The 18,529-nt window shown below is 71.3% G+C and carries 21 protein-coding genes and 2 pseudogenes; 16 read left to right on the top strand and 7 right to left on the bottom strand.

The genetic code is table 11. The annotated features are described in order from the left end of the window. The first annotated feature begins 28 nt into the window (after positions 1-28). The 7 genes from scpB (at position 29) to ACQPWZ_RS07665 (ending at position 6,036) form a co-directional block, all read left to right on the top strand. Positions 29-598, top strand: a complete 570-nt coding sequence (gene scpB, locus ACQPWZ_RS07695; RefSeq protein ID WP_327686925.1) for an SMC-Scp complex subunit ScpB — start codon at positions 29-31, stop codon at positions 596-598. After that, on the top strand, positions 598-1,650 hold the full coding sequence (locus ACQPWZ_RS07690) for a pseudouridine synthase (RefSeq protein ID WP_313947184.1): 1,053 nt from the start codon (positions 598-600) through the stop codon (positions 1,648-1,650). The genes scpB and ACQPWZ_RS07690 overlap by 1 nt, the downstream gene beginning before the upstream one ends. A 153-nt stretch (positions 1,651-1,803) precedes the next feature. Then, a complete protein-coding gene (gene pnuC / locus ACQPWZ_RS07685) occupies positions 1,804-2,457 on the top strand; it encodes a nicotinamide riboside transporter PnuC (protein WP_433570955.1) in 654 nt (217 codons plus the stop codon). After that, positions 2,454-3,533 (top strand): AAA family ATPase, encoded by a 1,080-nt coding sequence (locus ACQPWZ_RS07680; protein ID WP_433570954.1) that lies wholly within the window; start codon positions 2,454-2,456, stop codon positions 3,531-3,533. The genes pnuC and ACQPWZ_RS07680 overlap by 4 nt, the downstream gene beginning before the upstream one ends. Next, positions 3,533-4,252, top strand: coding sequence for an NUDIX hydrolase (locus ACQPWZ_RS07675; RefSeq protein WP_340472331.1), 720 nt, complete (start codon positions 3,533-3,535; stop codon positions 4,250-4,252). Before ACQPWZ_RS07680 ends, ACQPWZ_RS07675 begins: the two co-directional genes overlap by 1 nt. Next, complete coding sequence (locus ACQPWZ_RS07670) at positions 4,249-5,280, top strand: ADP-ribosylglycohydrolase family protein (protein WP_356704873.1); 1,032 nt, start codon at positions 4,249-4,251, stop codon at positions 5,278-5,280. Before ACQPWZ_RS07675 ends, ACQPWZ_RS07670 begins: the two co-directional genes overlap by 4 nt. Positions 5,281-5,283: 3 nt before the next feature. Then, positions 5,284-6,036, top strand: coding sequence for a nucleotidyltransferase domain-containing protein (locus ACQPWZ_RS07665; protein WP_356704874.1), 753 nt, complete (start codon positions 5,284-5,286; stop codon positions 6,034-6,036). Here the strand turns inward: ACQPWZ_RS07665 and ACQPWZ_RS07660 are convergent. The 3 genes from ACQPWZ_RS07660 to ACQPWZ_RS07650 form a co-directional block, all read right to left on the bottom strand. Next, positions 5,962-6,705 (bottom strand): nucleotidyltransferase domain-containing protein, encoded by a 744-nt coding sequence (locus tag ACQPWZ_RS07660; protein WP_433570953.1) that lies wholly within the window; start codon positions 6,703-6,705, stop codon positions 5,962-5,964. The two genes, ACQPWZ_RS07665 and ACQPWZ_RS07660, sit on opposite strands and share 75 nt — an antisense overlap. Positions 6,706-6,715: 10 nt before the next feature. Further along, positions 6,716-7,171 (bottom strand): Rieske (2Fe-2S) protein, encoded by a 456-nt coding sequence (locus ACQPWZ_RS07655; RefSeq protein ID WP_433570952.1) that lies wholly within the window; start codon positions 7,169-7,171, stop codon positions 6,716-6,718. A 154-nt stretch (positions 7,172-7,325) separates the two neighbouring features. Further along, positions 7,326-7,658 carry a DUF952 domain-containing protein gene (locus ACQPWZ_RS07650; protein WP_340472325.1) on the bottom strand — a complete coding sequence of 111 codons (333 nt, stop codon included), beginning with the start codon at positions 7,656-7,658 and terminating at the stop codon, positions 7,326-7,328. 125 nt (positions 7,659-7,783) lie between these two features. Here ACQPWZ_RS07650 and ACQPWZ_RS07645 point away from each other — a divergent pair. From ACQPWZ_RS07645 to der, 6 genes and pseudogenes are all read left to right on the top strand, one after another. After that, positions 7,784-8,224, top strand: a pseudogene (locus ACQPWZ_RS07645) (YidB family protein); the annotation flags it as partial. A gap of 143 nt (positions 8,225-8,367) precedes the next feature. Further along, entirely contained in the window at positions 8,368-8,730 is a 363-nt protein-coding gene (aroH, locus tag ACQPWZ_RS07640; protein ID WP_313947194.1) for a chorismate mutase, read from the top strand. Then, positions 8,727-9,812, top strand: coding sequence for a prephenate dehydrogenase (locus tag ACQPWZ_RS07635; protein WP_405568614.1), 1,086 nt, complete (start codon positions 8,727-8,729; stop codon positions 9,810-9,812). The genes aroH and ACQPWZ_RS07635 overlap by 4 nt, the downstream gene beginning before the upstream one ends. Before the next feature lie 122 nt (positions 9,813-9,934). Then, positions 9,935-10,618: a (d)CMP kinase gene (gene cmk / locus ACQPWZ_RS07630; protein WP_340472323.1), complete on the top strand. Its 684-nt coding sequence runs from the start codon at positions 9,935-9,937 to the stop codon at positions 10,616-10,618. Next, positions 10,576-11,259: a lysophospholipid acyltransferase family protein gene (locus ACQPWZ_RS07625; protein WP_340472322.1), complete on the top strand. Its 684-nt coding sequence runs from the start codon at positions 10,576-10,578 to the stop codon at positions 11,257-11,259. Before cmk ends, ACQPWZ_RS07625 begins: the two co-directional genes overlap by 43 nt. 54 nt (positions 11,260-11,313) lie before the next feature. After that, positions 11,314-12,762, top strand: a complete 1,449-nt coding sequence (der, locus tag ACQPWZ_RS07620; protein WP_340472321.1) for a ribosome biogenesis GTPase Der — start codon at positions 11,314-11,316, stop codon at positions 12,760-12,762. 79 nt (positions 12,763-12,841) lie between these two features. Here der and ACQPWZ_RS07615 read toward each other — a convergent pair whose 3' ends face one another. Both ACQPWZ_RS07615 and ACQPWZ_RS07610 read right to left on the bottom strand, forming a co-directional pair. Next, positions 12,842-13,180: a hypothetical protein gene (locus tag ACQPWZ_RS07615; protein WP_433570951.1), complete on the bottom strand. Its 339-nt coding sequence runs from the start codon at positions 13,178-13,180 to the stop codon at positions 12,842-12,844. Between the two features lie 67 nt (positions 13,181-13,247). Beyond that, a complete protein-coding gene (locus ACQPWZ_RS07610; protein ID WP_313947200.1) occupies positions 13,248-14,024 on the bottom strand; it encodes a hypothetical protein in 777 nt (258 codons plus the stop codon). A 248-nt stretch (positions 14,025-14,272) separates the two neighbouring features. Here ACQPWZ_RS07610 and ACQPWZ_RS07605 point away from each other — a divergent pair, with 248 nt between their 5' ends. Both ACQPWZ_RS07605 and ACQPWZ_RS07600 read left to right on the top strand, forming a co-directional pair. Further along, on the top strand, positions 14,273-14,842 hold the full coding sequence (locus ACQPWZ_RS07605) for a transglycosylase family protein (RefSeq protein WP_433570950.1): 570 nt from the start codon (positions 14,273-14,275) through the stop codon (positions 14,840-14,842). Positions 14,843-14,943: 101 nt separating this feature from the next. Next, complete coding sequence (locus tag ACQPWZ_RS07600) at positions 14,944-15,909, top strand: helix-turn-helix transcriptional regulator (protein WP_340472318.1); 966 nt, start codon at positions 14,944-14,946, stop codon at positions 15,907-15,909. Between the two features lie 82 nt (positions 15,910-15,991). Here ACQPWZ_RS07600 and ACQPWZ_RS07595 read toward each other — a convergent pair. Next, positions 15,992-16,186: pseudogene (locus tag ACQPWZ_RS07595) on the bottom strand (cbb3-type cytochrome c oxidase subunit I); the annotation flags it as partial. A 450-nt stretch (positions 16,187-16,636) separates the two neighbouring features. On the opposite strand from ACQPWZ_RS07595, the gene ACQPWZ_RS07590 reads away from it, so the two are divergent. Next, positions 16,637-16,852, top strand: a complete 216-nt coding sequence (locus ACQPWZ_RS07590; protein WP_340472317.1) for an I78 family peptidase inhibitor — start codon at positions 16,637-16,639, stop codon at positions 16,850-16,852. Positions 16,853-17,125: 273 nt separating this feature from the next. On the opposite strand, the gene ACQPWZ_RS07585 is transcribed toward ACQPWZ_RS07590, so the two are convergent. Further along, positions 17,126-18,121 (bottom strand): phosphatase PAP2 family protein, encoded by a 996-nt coding sequence (locus ACQPWZ_RS07585; RefSeq protein WP_340472316.1) that lies wholly within the window; start codon positions 18,119-18,121, stop codon positions 17,126-17,128. Positions 18,122-18,529: the final 408 nt, after the last annotated feature.

Here is an 18,529-nt window from a genome sequence, read left to right as displayed (position 1 = left end):
TCTCAAGCCCGCCCTCGAGGCCGTTCTGATGGTGGTGGACGAGCCCGCCACCGAGGAGCACCTCGCCAAGGTCCTGGAGCAGCCGCGCAGGGCGGTGGCGGACGCTCTGCGGGAGCTGGCCGACGAGTACACCGTCCAGGGCCGTGGCTTCGAGCTGAGGCTCGTGGCGGGCGGCTGGCGCTTCTATTCACGCGCGGAGCACGCCGACGCGGTGGAACGCTTCGTCCTGGACGGGCAGCACGCACGCCTCACCCAGGCGGCGCTGGAGACCCTCGCGGTCGTCGCGTACCGTCAGCCGGTCAGCCGTTCGCGGGTCTCCGCGGTGCGCGGAGTGAACTGCGACGGCGTCATGCGCACCCTCCTTCAGCGCGGTCTGGTCGAGGAGGCGGGCGCGGAACCCGAAACAGGTGCGATCCTGTACAGGACGACGAACTACTTTCTGGAGCGGATGGGCCTGCGCGGCCTGGACGAGCTCCCGGAGCTCGCGCCCTTCCTCCCCGAGGCCGAGGCGATCGAGGCCGAGACGCTGGAAGGGGTGCCGTCGTTCGATCCGGATGCTCCGGACACCGACGAAGACGACAAGACGACGGAACTTTGATGCGAAGCAGCGGCAACAACAGCAGCGGGCGCGGCAACTACCGGGGTGCCGGCAACAACCGCGACGACCAGCAGAAGCGCTCGGGCAAGCCCCGGCCCGAGGAGCGCCGCTACGACGTCGGTGGTTCCTCCGAGGCGCCGAAGAAGGGGCGGGGAGAGGGAGCCCGCGGCGGTGCCAAGGGCGGCCCGAAGCAGTCCCCCCAGCGAGGCCGCGGGCGGACCGCCCCCTCGCGTTCGCGTGAGTACGACGCCCGGACCGAGGAGCGCAACCGCGAGCGCTATGCGAACAAGCCCGAGGTGAAGACGCCCAAGACCTTCCCCGGCGCCGAGCAGGAGGGCGAGCGCCTGCAGAAGGTGCTGGCCAGGGCCGGTATGGGTTCGCGTCGTTCCTGCGAGGAGCTGATCGACTCCGGCCGGGTCGAGGTCAACGGCCAGGTCGTCGTCGAGCAGGGTGTCCGGGTCGACCCGGAGAAGGACGAGATCAAGGTCGACGGGCTGACCGTCGCGACCCAGTCGCACCTCTTCTTCGCGCTGAACAAGCCCGCGGGTGTCGTCTCCACGATGGAGGACCCCGACGGCCGTCAGTGCCTGGGCGACTACGTCACCAACCGCGAGACGCGGCTGTTCCACGTCGGGCGGCTGGACACCGAGACCGAGGGCATCATCCTGCTCACCAACCACGGTGAACTGGCCCACCGTCTCACCCACCCCAAGTACGGGGTGAAGAAGACCTACCTGGCCGCGATCCAGGGCCCGCTCCCGCGCGACCTCGGCAAGCGGCTCAAGGACGGCATCCCGCTGGAGGACGGCTACGCGCGCGCCGACCACTTCCGCGTGGTGGAGAACACCGGCAAGAACTACCTGGTCGAGGTGACCCTCCACGAGGGCCGCAAGCACATCGTCCGCCGGATGCTGTCCGAGGCCGGTTTCCCGGTCGAGCGGCTGGTGCGGACGTCGTTCGGGCCGATCGGTCTCGGCGACCAGAAGTCGGGCTGGCTGCGCCGTCTGACGAACACCGAGGTCGGCATGCTGATGAAGGAAGTCGGCCTCTAGAGGGTCCCGTTGCGCCGGATCCTACGGTTCCGGGACGCAACGCAGGCAGAGCCCGCGGCAGTTGATGCCGCGGGCTTTCGTCGTTCCCGGGGCCGCGCCTTGTGGGACCGCCCGTCTGCCTTTATAGTCAGAGTGACCATTAAGGAGGCGGGCGTGAGTCTCGCGGACATCGTCGAACCGTTGCAGCAGCCGCTGTTCACCCTTCTCGACACCCCGGTGAGCTGGACCGAGGTCCTCGGGTTCGGCAGCGGCGCGCTCTGCGTCTGGCTCGTCGCCCGTCAGCACCTCGCCAACTGGCCGATCGGCATCGCCAACAACCTCTTCTTCATCCTTCTCTTCGTCCAGGCCGGGCTGTACGCCGACGCCGGCCTTCAGATCGTCTTCATCACCCTCGCCGTGTACGGCTGGTGGACCTGGACCCACGGGGGTGGACCAGGCCGCGACGGCCTTCCGGTGCGGCGCACGAGCCGCACGGAATGGTCGTGGCTGTGCGCGGCGGGGGTGGTGGGGACCGCCGGGCTGACTCTCCTGCTCGCCCGCGCCACCGACTCGACCGTCCCCTTCTGGGACGCGCTGACCACCGCCCTGTCGCTGATGGCGACCTACGGGCAGTGCCGCAAGCGGGTCGAGTCGTGGTGGCTGTGGATCGCGGCCGACGTCGTCTACATCCCGCTGTACGCGTACAAGGAGCTGTATCTGACCTCGCTGCTCTACGTCGGGTTCATGACGCTCTGTGTGCTGGGACTGCGCAGTTGGTCGCGTGATCTCGCAGCCGTGCCCGGTGAGCCCGCCGGGGTACGGGCATGAGCCGGTACGGGCACGGCCTCGTCCTCGGGAAGTTCTATCCGCCGCACGCGGGCCACCACCATCTCGTGGCGACCGCGGCCGACCGGTGTGAGCGGCTCACCGTCCTGGTCTGCGCCTCCGCGGTCGAGTCGATCCCGCTCGCGGAGCGCCTGGCGTGGATGCGCGAAGTCCACCCGGACGTACGGGTCGTCGGCGCCGTCGACGACATCCCGGTGGATCTGAACGACCCGGACGTGTGGGAGGCGCACATGGCGGTCTTCCGCGCCGCCGTGCCCGAGCCGGTGGACGCGGTCTTCACCTCCGAGACGTACGGACAGGAACTGGGCCGCCGGTTCGGTGCCGAGGCGGTGTGCGTCGACCCCGACCGCACGCTCTTCCCGGTCTCCGGGACGGCTGTGCGCAAGGACCCCGTCGGCTCCTGGGACCTGCTGCGGGCCCCCGTCCGCGCGGCGCTCGCCCGCCGCGTCGTCGTGCTCGGCGCCGAGTCGACGGGCACCACGACGATGGCCCGCGCGCTCACGGACCACTACCGGCGGCGCGGCGGCGTCTGGTCCCGCACCCACTGTGTGCCGGAGTACGGGCGGGAGTTCAGCGAACGGAAGCTGGCCCGGCTGCGCTCGGTGCGGCCGGGGGCCGACTGGAGCGAGGTGTCCTTCTCGTCGGACGAGTTCCCGGTCATCGCCCGGCGGCAGACGGAGCTGGAGGAGGCGGCCGCCCGCGCCGGTTCGCCGGTGCTGTTCTGCGACACCGACGCCTTCGCCACCACGGTGTGGCACGAGCGCTACCTCGGCGGCAGCCACGACGAGGTGGCGCGGATCGCCGCACACGGCAGACAGCATCTGTGGCTGCTCACCGACCACGAAGGCGTGGACTTCGAGGACGACGGACTGCGCGACGGGGAACATCTGCGACCGTGGATGACCGGCCGCTTCGCCGACGAACTGGAGCGCACCGGCCGGCGTACCGTCCGTCTGCACGGCCCGCACGAGCAGCGGCTCGCCACCGCCGTGGCCGCCGTCGACGCCCTGCTCGACGAGGGCTGGGACCTCGCCGACCCACTCCCGGAGCGCCGCTGATGCAGGACTACGACCCGGGAGCCTTCCCTCCCTTCGCGGTCACCGTCGACCTCGCCGTCTGCACGGTCCGCGAGCAACGGCTGCATGTCCTGCTCGTGCGGCGCGGTGAGGACCCGTACCAGGGCGCCTGGGCCCTGCCCGGCGGCTTCGTGCGGCCCAGGGAGTCCGCCGAATGCGCCGCACGCCGCGAACTGGCCGAGGAGACCGGGCTGTCGCAGCGGACCGTCGAGCACCTGCACCTGGAGCAGTTGCGCACCTACAGCGATCCGGACCGCGACCCGCGGATGCGGGTGGTGTCCGTCGCCTACACGGCCCTGCTGCCCGACCTGCCGGAACCACGCGGCGGCGGGGACGCGGCCCATGCCCAGTGGATGCCGCTCGCGTCCGCGTCCCCGCTGGCCTTCGACCACGACCGGATCCTCGCCGACGCGTACGAACGCATCGGTGCCAAGCTCGAGTACACCTGCCTGGCCACCAGCTTCTGCCCGCCCGAGTTCACCCTCGGCGAGCTCCAGCAGGTGTACGAGACGGTCTGGGGCGTCGAGCTGGACCGGCCCAACTTCCGGCGGAAAGTCCTCACCACACCCGGCTTCGTCGAAGCCGTCGAGGGCGCGCCGCGCCGCACCGGCGGCCGGGGGAAACCCGCCGCGATCTACCGGGCCGGTGCCGCATCGGCCCTGCACCCTCCACTCCTGCGACCGGAAGGACGGCAGTCATGACCACGCTGAGGACCACGAGGACCGTCACCAAGCAGGCCGCGACCGGCTCGCTGATCGGACTGGCGATCGGGGACGCGCTCGGCTTCCCGACCGAGTTCAACGACGTACCGCAGATTCTTGCCAAGACCGGACCCTGGCGGGAGATGCAGCTGCCCGGGCCCGCGATCGTCACGGACGACACCCAGATGACCCTGGCCCTCGGCCGGGGCATACGCACCGCCATGGACCGCGGGGTGCTGGACGCCTCCCGTATGGCCGGGCCGGTGCGCAAGGAGTTCGTCGACTGGTACCACTCACCGGACAACAACCGCGCCCCCGGCCGCACCTGCCTCGTCGCCTGCGAGAAGCTCGACAGCGACCGTCCCTGGCAGGAGGCCAGCCAGATCGGCTCCAAGGGCTGCGGCGCCAACATGCGGGTCGCGCCGGTCGGTCTCGTACCCGGACTGAGTGAGGAACAGCGGGCGGGCGCCGCTCAGTTGCAGGCGGCGCTCACCCACGGCCACCCCACCGCGCTGGCGGCCTCCGACCTCACCGCCCGGGCCGTGCACCTGCTGGCGCAGGGCGGCGAACCGATGGGGCTGGTGGGCCAGCTCCGCTCGTACGCCTACGAGAGCCGCAGCCGCTATCACGAGCGCTGGCTCGGCAACCTCTGGACCTACTCCCACGACCCCACGCCCCAGGCCTTCATCGCCCGCGGCTGGGACGAGTGCCTCCAGGCGCTCGAACGGCTCGCCACCGCCTTGCGCACCACCAACCCGGAGACGGATCCGTGCCTGGCCACCGGGGACGGCTGGATCGCGGAAGAGGCCCTCACGACCGGGCTGCTGTGCTTCCTGCTCTTCCCGGACGAGCCGGCCACCGCGCTGCGCCGGGCCGCCTGCACGCGGGGCGACTCGGACTCCATCGCCTGCCTCGCCGGTGCCTTCGCGGGGGCGCACCTGGGCGCCGGGGCGTGGCCCAAGGAGTGGTCGGAGCGGATCGAGTACCGCAGCGACCTGATGTCCCTCGGAGCGCTCTGGGATTCTTGATCCATGACTGCCCCACTCGACATGGACCTCGGCCCCGTCGTCGCCGAACAGCCCGACCCCCTGCTCTTCGCCACCGTCTCGGGGGCCCACCTGTACGGATTCCCGTCCAAGGACTCGGACGTGGACCTGCGGGGCGTCCATCTTCTCCCGGTGGCGGAGCTCGTCGGGCTGCACGAGCCCGACGAGACCCGCTCCCTGATGTGGGACCGGGACGGGACCGAGATGGACCTGGTCACGCACGACCTGCGGAAGTTCGTCCGGCTCATGCTGCGCCGCAACGGCTATGTGCTGGAGCAGCTGCTGTCCCCGCTGGTCGTTCACACCGGAGCGGCCCACGGCGAGCTGGTGGCCCTCGCACCCGGTGTGCTCACCGTCCACCACGCCCACCACTACCGGGGTTTCGCGTCCACGCAGTGGCGGCTCTTCGAGAAGACCGGCGAACTCAAGCCGCTGCTCTACACCTTCCGCACCTTGCTGACCGGTATCCGTCTGATGCGCAGCGGCGAGGTGCAGGCGCATCTGCCCACGCTGCTCGACGAGGTGCCGGCTCCCGCCTACCTGCCCGACCTGATCGCGGCCAAGGCGGACGCCGAGCACGGTCTCGCCTCCGGCGTCGACAAGGACAGGGCCCGGGCGGACGTCGAAGCGCTGCACCTCGTCCTCGACGAGTCGCAGCAGACCTCACGGTTGCCCGACGAGGCCTCCGCCCACGCCGCCCTCGGCGCGCTCGTGGTCCGCGTCCGGCTGGAGGGCTGAGGCCCGCCGGACCCGTACGAGGAAGTCCTCGACGCGGGCGCGGTCCGGCTCCGGCGGCAGAGGCGTGCGGAGCGCCGCCTCATCGGCCTCGTCGGCCGTGCGGGCCATCCACGACGCGATCTCGGGCCAGCTGAACTCGCCGCGCTTGACGGCCAGCAGACGCTCCCGGTCCCCGCCCACGTCGAGGACGAGTTCCCCGGTGCGCAGCAGGTCCCGGCAGGACGCCAGCAGCCGCAGCAGATGCATCGCGTGCTTCCAGCGCGGTGCGCCGTACCGGCGGACGTCCGACTCCAGCTTCTTGTGCTGGCCCTCGGCGTAGCGCACGAACGTCCGGTGGACCTCGCGGGACAGGAACGCCTCGCGCAGGGCGAGCAGTTCACGGCCGGTGGCGTCGATGCGCTCGACGTGCGGGGAGTGCAGACACTCCAGGATGTTCGGGTTGGCACGCAGCGCCAGATCGCAGAAGCGCTCCAGCTCCCAGGAGAACTGCTCCTCGGCCGGGCCCTCGACGTGCGTCGGGGGCTTCTCGAAGCGCCAGTGGAGCGGGGTGGGTGCGACGAACACACCACGCACATCGGTGTCGCTGTCCTCCGTCGCCAGCCCAAAGGCGCGCGAACCCATGACACATGAGTAGATCGTGTGGTCGCGCACCAGCTCATGCGGGGTCATGCGGCACAGGCTACGTGAGCAGGATCGTCTCCCCGGAGACGGTGATCTGCTTGGGCGGCAGGGGCTTCGTGGCCGGACCCTTCGCCACCGACGCGTCCGCGACACGGAACCTGCTGCCGTGGCAGGGGCAGTCGATGGTGCCGTCGGCGACCTTGTCCACGGTGCAGCCCTGATGGGTGCAGATGGCGGAGAAGGCCTTGAACTGACCGGCCGTCGGCTGGGTGACCACGACCTTCTGGTCCGCGAACACCTTTCCGCCGCCCACCGGGATGTCGGTGGTCCGCGCCAGCTCCTCACCGGCCGGCGCCGAGCCCGCGGGCGATTCCTCGGTTGCGGTCGTCGCACCGGGAGAGGTCGGCTGCTCGGACGCGGCCGCGCCCTCGTCGCCGTTCTCGCCGCATCCCATCATCAGTGCCAGAGCACCTGCCGTGCCTGCGGTCAGCACCGTACGCCGTTGTGCGTCCATGGCTCGTCTCCCTCCGTTGTGCCCCCCGGCCGTGCGCCAGGAGCATCTTGGCCCTGAACGCCGCCGAGAAGAAGCAACCTGTCGGCGCGTACCCGATCACGCCTGTGCCGTACGCCCGACAGCCCAACGCGTACCGCCAGGGCGCCACCGAGGGTCACACCCAGGGGGTGAGTTCCCGCGCGTGGCCGTCCGTGTCGCGGCGTACGGCGAGCACCGCCGTGACCGCGGAGCGCTCGATCGGCCCGTACACATGCGGGAACAGCATGTCCTGCGAGCCTTCCCAGCGGACTTCGGCGCTGAGCTCCGCCTCGTCGATCTGGAGCACCAGCAGATCGGGCACGTCGCGGTAGAGGCCGTCAGCGATCGCGAGCGCTGCCGGGCCGTCGGGCGAGCAGTGCACAAAGCCCTCGGAGACCAGTGAGGCAGGGGCGTACGGACGGTCGACGTCCGTCGTCCATTCGTCCACGGGTACGACGTGAAAGAGCATGCGCCAGTTGTAGCGCAGCGCGGTGGTACCCGGTCCGTCGCGGGAGGGGTTCGAGTGGCGACCGCATGTGATCCGGGTGACATTGACCGGGCCTCACTTCTGCGGACCCTCACCGAACCTCACCGAAGGGCACAACCATGGCGGGTAACGACCTCGGCAGTCTTCTGGGCGGCCTCCTCGGCGGTGGTCAGCAGAGCGCCGGCTCCGGCGGCGCCGCGAACATCCTCGGCGCCCTGATCAGCGCACTCGGCAACAGGAACGGCGCTGCCGGCGGCAGCCCGCTCGGCGGGCTGGTGGACATGCTGACCAAGTCCGGCCTGGCCGACCACGCCCAGTCGTGGATCGGTACAGGGGCCAACCAGCCCGTCAGCGGCGTGCAGATCGCCGAGGCGGTGCCGGAGGCGACGTTGCAGAAGGTCGCCCAGGACGCCGGGGTCACACCGCAGCAGGCCGCCGACCAGATCGCCCAGGTGCTGCCGCAGACGGTGGACAAGCTCACCCCGGACGGAGCGGTGCCGCCCGCGGGCCAGTCCATCGAGGACCTCATCCGGCAGCAGCAGCTCTGACCGACGGCACCCGGCGGCGCCGGTGCTCGCGGCTCCGGCGCCCGGGACGTACCGGCGGCCCGTCTCGGAGAGCGGTCGTGGCGCTCCCGCGCCCGGCCGCGTGACTACGCTGAACGGAGCAGCGCCAAGGTGAGGAGCACGAGGTGGCGGTACGAGCGGTCCGCGGGGCGGTCCAGCTGGAACGGGACGACGCCGGACACATGGACGAGCAGGTCAGCCAGCTGCTCACCGCCGTGCTGGAGCGCAACGGGCTGGTCGCGGACGACCTGATCAGCGTCTGGTTCACCGCCACCCCCGATCTGCACAGCGACTTCCCGGCCGCCGCGGCGCGCAACCTCGGCATCGTGGACGTACCGCTGATCTGTGCGCAGGAACTGGACGTCGTCGGCGCGATGCCCCGCGTCGTACGGATACTGGCCCATGTCGAGTCACACCTCGACCGGTCCGAGATCGCCCACGTCTACCTCGGCACCGCCGCCGCCCTGCGCAAGGACATCGCCCAGTGAGAACCGCCGTCGTCATCGGAACCGGTCTGATCGGCACCTCGGCGGCGCTCGCGTTGGCGGGCCGCGGGATCGCTGTTCATCTCGTCGACCACGACCCGGAGCGTTCGCGTACGGCCGCCGCGCTCGGCGCCGGTACGGACGAGCCGCCCGAGGGACCGGTCGACCTCGCCATCGTCGCCGTGCCGCCCGCCCATGTCGCCGCCGCGCTGGCGGACGCCATGCGTGCCGGGACCGCCCGCGGCTATCTCGACGTGGCCAGCGTCAAGGGCGGACCGCGGCGCGAGCTGGAGGCCCTCGGTCTCGATCTCCGCTCGTACATCGGCTCCCACCCGATGTCGGGCAAGGAGCGCTCCGGTCCGCTCGCCGCCACCGCCGACCTCTTCGAGGGCCGGCCCTGGGTCCTCACGCCCACCCGCGACACCGACACCGAGGTCCTCAACCTCGCGCTCGAACTGGTCGCACTGTGCCGTGCCGTCCCCGTGGTGATGGACGCCGACGCCCACGACCGCGCCGTCGCGCTCGTCTCGCACACCCCCCAGCTGATCTCGTCGATGGTCGCCGCCCGCCTGGAGGAGGCCGACGAGACGGCCGTACGCCTGTGCGGTCAGGGCATCCGCGACGTCACACGGATCGCCGCGTCCGACCCCCGCATGTGGGTCGAGATCCTGTCCGCGAACCCGGGGCCCGTCGCCGATGTGCTCGCCGGGGTGGCCGCCGACCTGGACGAGACGGTCCAGGCCCTGCGCGCCCTGCAGTCGGCCGACGAGTCCAAGCGGCAGGTCGGCGTCGAGGGCATCGAGGACGTCCTGCTGCGGGGCAACGCGGGACGCGCCCGCGTCCCGGGCAAGCACGGCGCCGCACCGGCCTCGTACGAGGTCGTCGCCGTGCTGATCAGCGACGAGCCGGGCGAGCTGGCGCGGATCTTCGCGGACGCCGGCCGGGCCGGCGTCAACATCGAGGACGTCCGGATCGAGCACGCGACCGGTCAGCAGGCCGGCCTGGTGCAACTGATGGTGGTCCCGGCGGCGGCTCCCGTCCTGGCGGCCTCCCTGCGCGAACGCGGCTGGTCGATCCGGCCGTAGCGGGCTCCCCGAACCGGGTGATCCGGGCTCCGCCATCCGTGTGTCAGGACGGTGCCCGGCAATCGGTAACCTTGTTCGGGGCCCCTCGGCATTCCGCCGGCCCTCTCCGCAGACCAGGAAAGGTGTCCGACACCGTGGAATCCGTGATCGTCGCCATCGACGGCCCCGCCGGCACGGGCAAGTCGAGCACTTCCAGGGCGGTGGCCGCCGCGCTCGGGCTGAGCTACCTGGACACCGGTGCCCAGTACCGGGCGATCACCTGGTGGATGATCACCAATGGTGTCGACGTCGACGACCCCGCCGCGATCGCCATGGCCGCCGGCAAGCCCGCGATCGTCTCGGGGACCGACCCGGACGGCCCGACGATCACCGTCGACGGTGTGGACGCAGCGGCCCCCATCCGGACCCCGGAGGTCAGCGCCAGGGTGAGCGCGGTCAGCGCCGTCCCCGAGGTGCGGGCGAGGATCACCGAGCTCCAGCGTTCCATCGCCGCGTCCGCGACGGGCGGCATCGTCGTCGAGGGCCGCGACATCGGCACCACGGTCCTGCCGGACGCCGATCTGAAGATCTTCCTGACCGCGACGCCGGAGGTCCGTGCGGCCCGCCGCAGCGGCGAGCTCAAGGGCTCCGACGTGGCGGCCACCCGGGACGCCCTGATCAAGCGGGACGCGGCCGACTCCAGCCGCAAGACCTCCCCGCTCGCCAAGGCGGACGACGCCGTCGAGGTGGACACCAGCGAGCTGACCCTCCAGCAGGTCGTCGAATGTGTCGTCACCCTCGTCGAGGAGAAGCGGGCGGCCCGGTGACCCTGCCGTCCGAGCGGGGCGCCGCCGTCGGTCGCCGTATCGGGATCGGTCTGATGTACGGGCTGTGGAGGCCGCGGGTGCTCGGCGCCTGGCGGGTTCCCGCGACCGGGCCCGCCATCCTGGCCGTGAACCACTCGCACAACATCGACGGGCCGATGCTGATGGGCACCGCGCCCCGGCCCGTGCACTTCCTGATCAAGAAGGAGGCGTTCGTCGGTCCCCTCGACCCGTTCCTGCTGGGAATCGGTCAGCTGAAGGTGGACCGGTCGAGCGCCGACCGCACCGCGATATCCAACGCGCTCGGCGTGCTGGACACTGGGGGTGTCCTCGGCATCTTTCCCGAGGGCAGCCGCGGCGAAGGAGACTTCGCCTCGCTGCGCGCGGGGCTCGCCTACTTCGCCGTACGCTCGGGGGCTCCGATCGTCCCGGTCGCGGTGCTGGGAAGCAGTGAGCGCGGCGGACGGTTGATACGGCAGCTGCCCCCGCTGCGCAGCAAGGTGGACGTCGTGTTCGGGGACGCCTTCGAAGCGGGCGACGCCGGCGGGCGCCGTACCCGCAAGGCGCTGGACGAGGCCACCGTACGGATCCAGGAGCGGCTGACAGCCCACCTGGTGGATGCCAGGCGCCTCACCGGGCGCTAGGCCAGACTTGAGTAGTGGATCGCGCGATCCATCGATGAACGAGGAACGGACTTCATGAACGACCAGCACGACCACGGAGCGCTCGGCGATGCCGAGTACACGGAGTTCATGGAGCTCGCCGCGGAAGAGGGCTTCGACGTCGAGGACGTCGAAGGCGCCATCGAGGAGGCCGGGCACGGCCCGCTGCCCGTCCTCGCCGTCGTCGGCCGCCCCAATGTCGGCAAGTCGACCCTGGTGAACCGCATCATCGGCCGCCGTGAGGCCGTCGTCCAGGACAAGCCGGGCGTCACCCGCGACCGCGTCACCTACGAGGCCGAGTGGGCGGGCCGCCGCTTCAAGGTCGTCGACACCGGCGGCTGGGAGCAGGACGTCCTGGGGCTCGACGCCTCCGTCGCCGCCCAGGCCGAGTACGCGATCGAGGCGGCCGACGCGGTCGTCTTCGTGGTCGACTCCACCGTCGGCGCCACCGACACCGACGAGGCCGTCGTCAAGCTGCTGCGCCGGGCGGGCAAGCCCGTCGTGCTGTGTGCCAACAAGGTCGACGGACAGAGCGGCGAGGCGGACGCCACCGCGCTGTGGTCGCTCGGCCTCGGCCAGCCGCACCCGGTCTCCTCGCTGCACGGCCGCGGTACGGGCGACATGCTCGACGCCGTCCTCGAGGCCCTGCCCGAGGCACCGGCCCAGACCTTCGGCAACGCCGTCGGCGGCCCCCGCCGCATCGCCCTCATCGGCCGCCCGAACGTCGGAAAGTCCTCGCTGCTCAACAAGGTCGCCAACGAGGACCGGGTGGTCGTCAACGAGCTGGCGGGCACCACCCGCGACCCGGTCGACGAGCTGATCGAGCTCGGCGGCATCACCTGGAAGTTCATCGACACGGCCGGTATCCGCCGCCGCGTCCACCTCCAGGAGGGCGCGGACTACTACGCCTCCCTGCGGACCGCCGCCGCGGTCGAGAAGGCGGAGGTCGCCGTCGTCCTGATCGACTCGTCCGAGTCCATCAGCGTCCAGGACCAGCGCATCATCACCATGGCGGTCGAGGCCGGCCGTGCCATGGTCGTGGCGTTCAACAAGTGGGACACCCTCGACGAGGAGCGCCGCTACTACCTGGAGCGCGAGATCGAGACCGAGCTCGCCCAGATCGCCTGGGCGCCCCGGGTGAATGTCTCGGCCGTCACCGGCCGGCACATGGAGAAGCTGGTCCCGGCGATCGAGACCGCGCTCGCCGGCTGGGAGACGCGCGTCCCGACGGGACGGCTGAACTCCTTCCTCGGCGAGATCGTCGCCTCCCACCCGCACCCGATCCGCGGTGGCAAGCAGCCCCGCATCCTGTTCGGCACCCAGGCGGGCACCAAGCCGCCGCGGTTCGTCCTCTTCGCCTCCGGCTTCCTGGAGCACGGCTACCGCCGCTTCGTGGAGCGCAGGCTGCGGGAGGAGTTCGGCTTCGAGGGCACCCCGATCCACATCTCGGTGCGGGTGCGGGAGAAGCGCGGCCGCAAGAAGTGACGCGCTGACACGACAGGACAAGGGCGCTGCCCCCGACCGGTGAACGGTCGGGGGCAGCGCCCTTGTCGCGGCTGCGGCGTCAGATGCTCCGACGCGGGGCCGGCGGCAGCGCCGCCGGGTAGTTGTTGCCGCCGTGCACGCTGCTGACGGGATACGGCTGCCAGCCCGCGCCCGGGTGGACCGGCTGGGCGGCTGCCGCGAAGCCGGAACCGCGGCTGCTGCTGAGCCCCGTGCCGAACGCCTTGAAGCCGAGGTCCTCCTCGCCACTGCGGTCGCCGGGCAGGGTCCGGAACGACCTCCGGTACTCCGAGTACAGCGTGTCGTAGATGGGCGTGGGCGAACCGGATGCCTCGCGCGCGGGGCGCATGGCGGGGATCTGGCTCTGGTACGGCTGGCGGGAGGGGTCGTATGTGTGCACGTACCTGCAACGACCTACGACCCCGCCCGTCACGCGTCCGTGGTGCCCGGTCGGCGGTCCGCCGGGATCAGGTGCCCGCGAGCGGCATCGCGGCGGCCACCAGACGGCCGCCGGCCGCGGCCTTCTCCAGCGCCTCGCGCAGCAGGTCCTCACGCGGCTGCTGCCCGATCGAGCCGACCGGCGCGGCGAACACCAGCACCGTGTGCGACTTGTTGGCGGCCGCTCGCCAGCCGTCGGTCACCTGGAGCGGCTGGTGGGCCTGCCACCAGGCGACCGGGCTGCCGCCGCCGGTGCCGGGCTGGAGAACGGCGTGCAGCTGTCCCATGGCGATCAGCACGGACCAGCCGGCCAGCAGCCCGGGCCGGTGGTTCACGTCGGAGATCGGCACGAAGCCCTGCTCGATGAGCAGCGGCAGGAAGTCGTCGCCGCCGTTCCCCGTGGTGCCGGGGCGGGCGATCGGGGCGGTCGGCTCGACCACCAGGGCGGGGTGCAGCTCGCCGTCGATGAGCACCAGACCGCTGGTGATGCCCAGGACGGCCTGTCCCGGGGTGGTCTGCGGAGCGGGCTCCTCGGCGGTGATGGACCGCACGGCCCCCTGCAGTTGGTCCTCGGTGACCTGGACGACCTGTGAGGGGATGCAGGTGGCGTGGGCGAAGGCGAGTACGGCGGTCTCCTCACCCACGAACAGGACCGTGCTGGTGCGCTCCTGCTCGGAGTCGCCCGGGGTGCGGCAGGAGGTGCAGTCGTAGCTGCCCGGGGCGTTCTCGCCGGCGAGCAGCCGGTCGGCTTCTTCGTCGCCGATCTCGGCGCGTACGTCCTCGCTGACGTCGAGCATGCGCGGCACGGGTGGCTCCTCGGACTTGATCACGGATGCCGGGCGGGTCCCGGCTCATGAAGGGTTCAACGGGTTATCCGGGGCCGGGGTCACGCAAAGGAGGGACGTAATCGAACCGTCCGACGCGTGGGCGCCCAGGGGCGCGGGCATCCGGCGGACCGCTGCTGCCCGCCGGCCGAGGTCCGACCGGGTGGGCGTGGCGGCCTTCCGTGCGCGGCGGCGGTGGTCGGGGGAGCCGACTGCCTAGCGTGACCCCGATGCGGACAATTCATTCACTTTCGACCACTGTTGCAGCCCTGCTGCTGGCTCTCGTGCCCCAGGGCGGCGCCCAGGCGGCGACCTCGGACGCTTCGGCCGCAGCGGCGATTGAGGCGGCCCCGGCCACATCGGCAGCCACTCCTGCTTTCGCCTGCGCGGCGACCGGCTGGCCGTGGAACTGCGTCGCCGAGTGCGAGAGCGGCGGGAAGTGGAACACCAACACCGGCAACGGCTACTACGGCGGGCTCCAGTTCTGGCACCCGACGTGGAAGGCGTTCGGAGGCCTCGCGTACGCGCCGCGCGCCGACCTCGCGACCCGCGCCCAGCAGATCAAGGTCGCCGAAGAGGTGCTCCGCGTCCAGGGGTGGACGGCCTGGCCCGTCTGCTCGAAGCGGTACGGGCTCAAGGGCCGGGCCCACACCGTCCAGCCCGGGGACACCCTCTCCGCCATCGCCACGCGCTTTCGCGTGAAGGGCGGCTGGCAGGCGCTGTACACCGCCAACCGGACGGTCATCGGCAACTCTCCGGACCGCCTCACGGTCGGGATGATGCTGACCCTTCCCGGGTGAGGCGCGGGCTCGCCCTGAACGCCGCGGAGCCCTCCCGCAGTTGACGCACGCACCGCGCATGCGGACAGAAGCTGTCCGCATGCGCTGGCAGACTCACCCCCATGTTGGAGACCTCGGCACGACTGCTGCGCCTGCTGTCCCTGCTCCAGGCCCACCGCGAGTGGTCGGGCGCCGACCTGGCCGACCGGCTCGGCGTCACGCCGCGTACCGTCCGGCGCGACGTCGACCGGCTGCGGGAGCTCGGCTATCCCGTCAACGCCAGCCCCGGCACGGGCGGTGGCTATCAGCTCGGCGCGGGGGCCGAGCTGCCGCCGCTGCTGCTCGACGACGAGGAGGCGGTGGCGGTTGCCGTCGGGCTGCGCACCGCTGCGGGCAACGGTGTCGAGGGCATCGGCGAGACCTCGGTGCGCGCGCTGGCGAAGCTGGAACAGGTGCTGCCCAACCGGCTGCGCCGCCGCGTCGGCGCCCTCAACGCCTTCACCGTCCCGATGCTGCGCGCACCGGAGTCCCGGGTCGACGCCTCCGTCCTCACGGAACTCGCGAACGCCTGCCGGGACAGCGAACGGCTGCGCTTCGCGTACCGCGACCACAGCGGCTCCGTCAGCCGCCGCGCCGTCGAACCGCATCGCCTGGTGTGCACCGAGCGCCGCTGGTACCTCGTGGCCTGGGACCTGGAGCGCGGCGACTGGCGTACGTTCCGCGCGGACCGCATCACGCCCACGCCGCCGCACGGCCCCCGCTTCGCCCCGCGCACCCCGCCGGCCGAGGATCTGGCCGCGTACGTCTCCCGGGGCGTCTCGACCCGCGCCTACGCGGTGCAGGCCGTCGTCCGGCTGCACACGTCGGCGGAGGAGGCGGCCCGGATCATCGGTCCGTCCGACGGTGTTCTGGAGGCGGTGGACGCGACGAGCTGCCTGCTGCGCACCGGCGCGGCCGGCCTGGAGGTGATGGTGATCCATGTGCTGCTCCTGGGCGTCGACTTCGAGGTGGTCGAACCCGAGGAGCTGACGGAGCACATCAGGACGCTGCGGGACCGCCTCTCCCGGGCTCTGGGCCCAGCCGGCTGACGTCGTCGTGCGGGGCGTCCGGCGCGCTGTGACGCAGGGCCGCGTACTCGGGGTGGTGCAGATCGAAGGCCGGCGACTCGGAGACCGGCAGCCGGAACATCGTCATGCCGGGGGCGCGCATCCCGATGATGGTGGTGATGAAGTTGACCGCGCCGAGGATCGTGCCGAAGCCGGAGAGCGCCAGCCCCATGATCCACATGTCGGCGCCGATGCCCGGTGAGCGCTCCAGCGAGTTGAGCGGGGCATGGGCGAACCAGCCGAAGTCCGCCGGGCCGCTCGCAACAGGGACCCGAGCTGTACGCGGCTCGGATCTTCGCATCGGTGTCGGGCCGGGGGGCATGATGCTCGCGCCCGGCGGCGCTCCGACAGAGCGCGTCGCGGCCTCGCGCATGTACGGCCGGGCGGCGGGGTACGCGATCCGGCAGCGGGCCACAGGTCACGCGTACACGCTGGGGATTGTGTAAGGAAGCGGTGAATTCTTCACGGTCCGTCAATTCGTTCTCGGTGTTTGTCCCGGGTTATTCGACCCGGGAATTGAGCGTGTCCGAATGGCTGTCCGTAATTACTGCGGACGCCGTCCTGGACTGCCCGTTCGAGTGACAGGGTTTGGGCTGAACGCGTGTCGTGATCCTGTGACAGAAGCGTGACCGGTGGGGTACGTGGGGTGGCTATGGCGTGGTGCGCCCTCCGCTTCCGTCACCGTCCGCTGCCGCCTACGGTGGATGCCATGGCATCCATACCGAGCCCCTCAGCCCAGCCCGACGACGACGCCGACGCATATGTCGGCCTCTCGGCGGAGGACGCCGAACAGCAGGCCCGTGAGCGCGGCTGGACCACGGTCCGGGCGCTGCCGCCTGGGTCGATCATCACCATGGAGTACCTGGTGGGCCGGCTCAACTTCGAGGTGGAGGGCGGCACCGTCAAGCGCTGCTGGGTGGGCTGAGCGGCCCCTCGGGAACGCCTCAACTGCCGCACAGCGCGCGGAAGCCCGGCAAGGGCCCCCAGCGGGCCGGGGAAGCCCCCGCTGCCCGCAGGGGGCCCACGACGCCCCGTGACGCGGCCCATGCGGCCCGTGCGGCCGCGGAGTTGCCGTACGGCACCGAGACGCACGCCCTGAACCCGTCACGCCCTGGAGTGCGCCGGCCCACGCAAAAGGCCCCGACCGGATCGGTCGGGGCCTTCGCCGTGGACGACGAGCGGTGGTCCGGAAGCCGGATCAGCCGCCCGTGGCGTGCCGTGAGGTGGGCGGACGGCGGCTGCCCGAAGGCGTCACCGGTGTCCGCTCGGAACGCACGCTGTGCGGGTGCGGTCTCTGCGGGGTGTGGGTGAGCTGGGTACCCGGCCTGCTCGTGGGGGCCGACGGGCCGCCCACCGCGGCGACCGGTTCGCGGTCCGCGCCGTCCTGCCGGCCTCCACCGCGCTGGGGGAGTATCCCCGGCCGCGGGCCACCCGCCGCCACCGGCAGCGAGGGGGCGAGACGACGACGCGCGCGCCACTGCTCGCGGAGGTCGAGGATGAAGGCCTCCGCACGGCCGATCAGCGGCTCGCACCAGGGCAGCGCGAGCAGGATCAGCAGTCCGGCGGCCCAGCCGAGCAGGACATCGCTCAGCCAGTGCGTACCGAGGTACACCGTGGTCAGGCCGACACCGAGCGAGACGGTGGCGGAGAGCGCCGACAGATAGCGGCGGGCCCGCGGGGTCGTGGCCAGATACGCCAGGATTCCCCAGGTCACGACCGCGTTGGCGGTGTGGCCGGAAGGAAATATATCGCCGCCCGCGAAGAGCTCGGGGGATCCGATCTCTGTCGCGTAGTGAGGGCCGAGCCGGCCGAGTCCGATCTTGACGGCGCCCACCGTCACATTGAGCAGCAACAGCGAGACGCCCAGGGCGAGGAGGGGCCGCAGCGTGTGCTGGCGCCAGGAGCGCCAGCCCAGCCAGGCGGCGACCATCACGGCCGTGGGGCCGCGTTGGCCGAGGACCACGAAGTAGTCGAGAAAGGCGTGCAGCTCGGGCCACTGCTGGTAGGGCCGGAACAGCATGACTTTCCAGTCGATGATCACCAGCCAGCTCGACGCCAACACGGCGACGACGATGGCGAGATAGAACGCAGACGTCCCGCCGAAGAGGGCGAGACGGATGCGGCTCATCCGCGGGATCTCTATCTTCGGCGGTTCCGGCTCCCGGTCCAGGCGGGCGAAGATGTCGGTACGCACCCAATCGACGTTACAGCGAGTGAGTGTGCGACTAGGCTGATCCAGCGTCTTTGTGATGACGATGTGATGTGGAGTATGTCTCAGACTCCGGCTTTATTCCTGGCCAATTCGGAAATCCCGGAGGTCACACACGCTATTGCTCCCAAGGGCGTGTCGCGGCCCCATTCTGCCGGGCAAATTCTCGTTCATGACCTGCCCGTACGCATTTTTCCCCTCGTTCGGAAGAGGTCATGATCCATTTCCCCCGGGGGTGCGGGGCGTGGCGTACGCCACACGGCCACGGCCGAAGTGGTGAGAGATGGACCACGCGCCACCGGCCTGAACTCGCGTACGCTGACGGCTCACTCGCCTCGATGCCGGACCGCCTTGAGGGATCACCCCGTCCCCGGCTGGCCCGCCGAACGCGAG

It is taken from the genome of Streptomyces sp. CA-251247, from assembly GCF_050952975.1.
Lineage (GTDB): Bacteria > Actinomycetota > Actinomycetes > Streptomycetales > Streptomycetaceae > Streptomyces > Streptomyces achmelvichensis.
This window is presented reverse-complemented; position numbering and strand designations above follow the sequence as displayed.

Excerpts from the sequence above, each read along its gene's own strand:
- scpB (WP_327686925.1), top strand. The coding sequence starts at position 29 with ATGGTGGTGGACGAGCCCGCCACCGAGGAGCACCTCGCCAAGGTCCTG.
- ACQPWZ_RS07690 (WP_313947184.1), top strand. The coding sequence starts at position 598 with ATGCGAAGCAGCGGCAACAACAGCAGCGGGCGCGGCAACTACCGGGGT.
- ACQPWZ_RS07680 (WP_433570954.1), top strand. The coding sequence starts at position 2,454 with ATGAGCCGGTACGGGCACGGCCTCGTCCTCGGGAAGTTCTATCCGCCG.
- ACQPWZ_RS07675 (WP_340472331.1), top strand. The coding sequence starts at position 3,533 with ATGCAGGACTACGACCCGGGAGCCTTCCCTCCCTTCGCGGTCACCGTC.
- ACQPWZ_RS07670 (WP_356704873.1), top strand. The coding sequence starts at position 4,249 with ATGACCACGCTGAGGACCACGAGGACCGTCACCAAGCAGGCCGCGACC.
- ACQPWZ_RS07665 (WP_356704874.1), top strand. The coding sequence starts at position 5,284 with ATGACTGCCCCACTCGACATGGACCTCGGCCCCGTCGTCGCCGAACAG.
- ACQPWZ_RS07660 (WP_433570953.1), bottom strand. The coding sequence starts at position 6,705 with ATGACCCCGCATGAGCTGGTGCGCGACCACACGATCTACTCATGTGTC.
- ACQPWZ_RS07655 (WP_433570952.1), bottom strand. The coding sequence starts at position 7,171 with ATGGACGCACAACGGCGTACGGTGCTGACCGCAGGCACGGCAGGTGCT.
- ACQPWZ_RS07650 (WP_340472325.1), bottom strand. The coding sequence starts at position 7,658 with ATGCTCTTTCACGTCGTACCCGTGGACGAATGGACGACGGACGTCGAC.
- ACQPWZ_RS07625 (WP_340472322.1), top strand. The coding sequence starts at position 10,576 with ATGTGTCGTCACCCTCGTCGAGGAGAAGCGGGCGGCCCGGTGACCCTG.
- der (WP_340472321.1), top strand. The coding sequence starts at position 11,314 with ATGAACGACCAGCACGACCACGGAGCGCTCGGCGATGCCGAGTACACG.
- ACQPWZ_RS07605 (WP_433570950.1), top strand. The coding sequence starts at position 14,273 with ATGCGGACAATTCATTCACTTTCGACCACTGTTGCAGCCCTGCTGCTG.
- ACQPWZ_RS07600 (WP_340472318.1), top strand. The coding sequence starts at position 14,944 with ATGTTGGAGACCTCGGCACGACTGCTGCGCCTGCTGTCCCTGCTCCAG.
- ACQPWZ_RS07590 (WP_340472317.1), top strand. The coding sequence starts at position 16,637 with ATGGCATCCATACCGAGCCCCTCAGCCCAGCCCGACGACGACGCCGAC.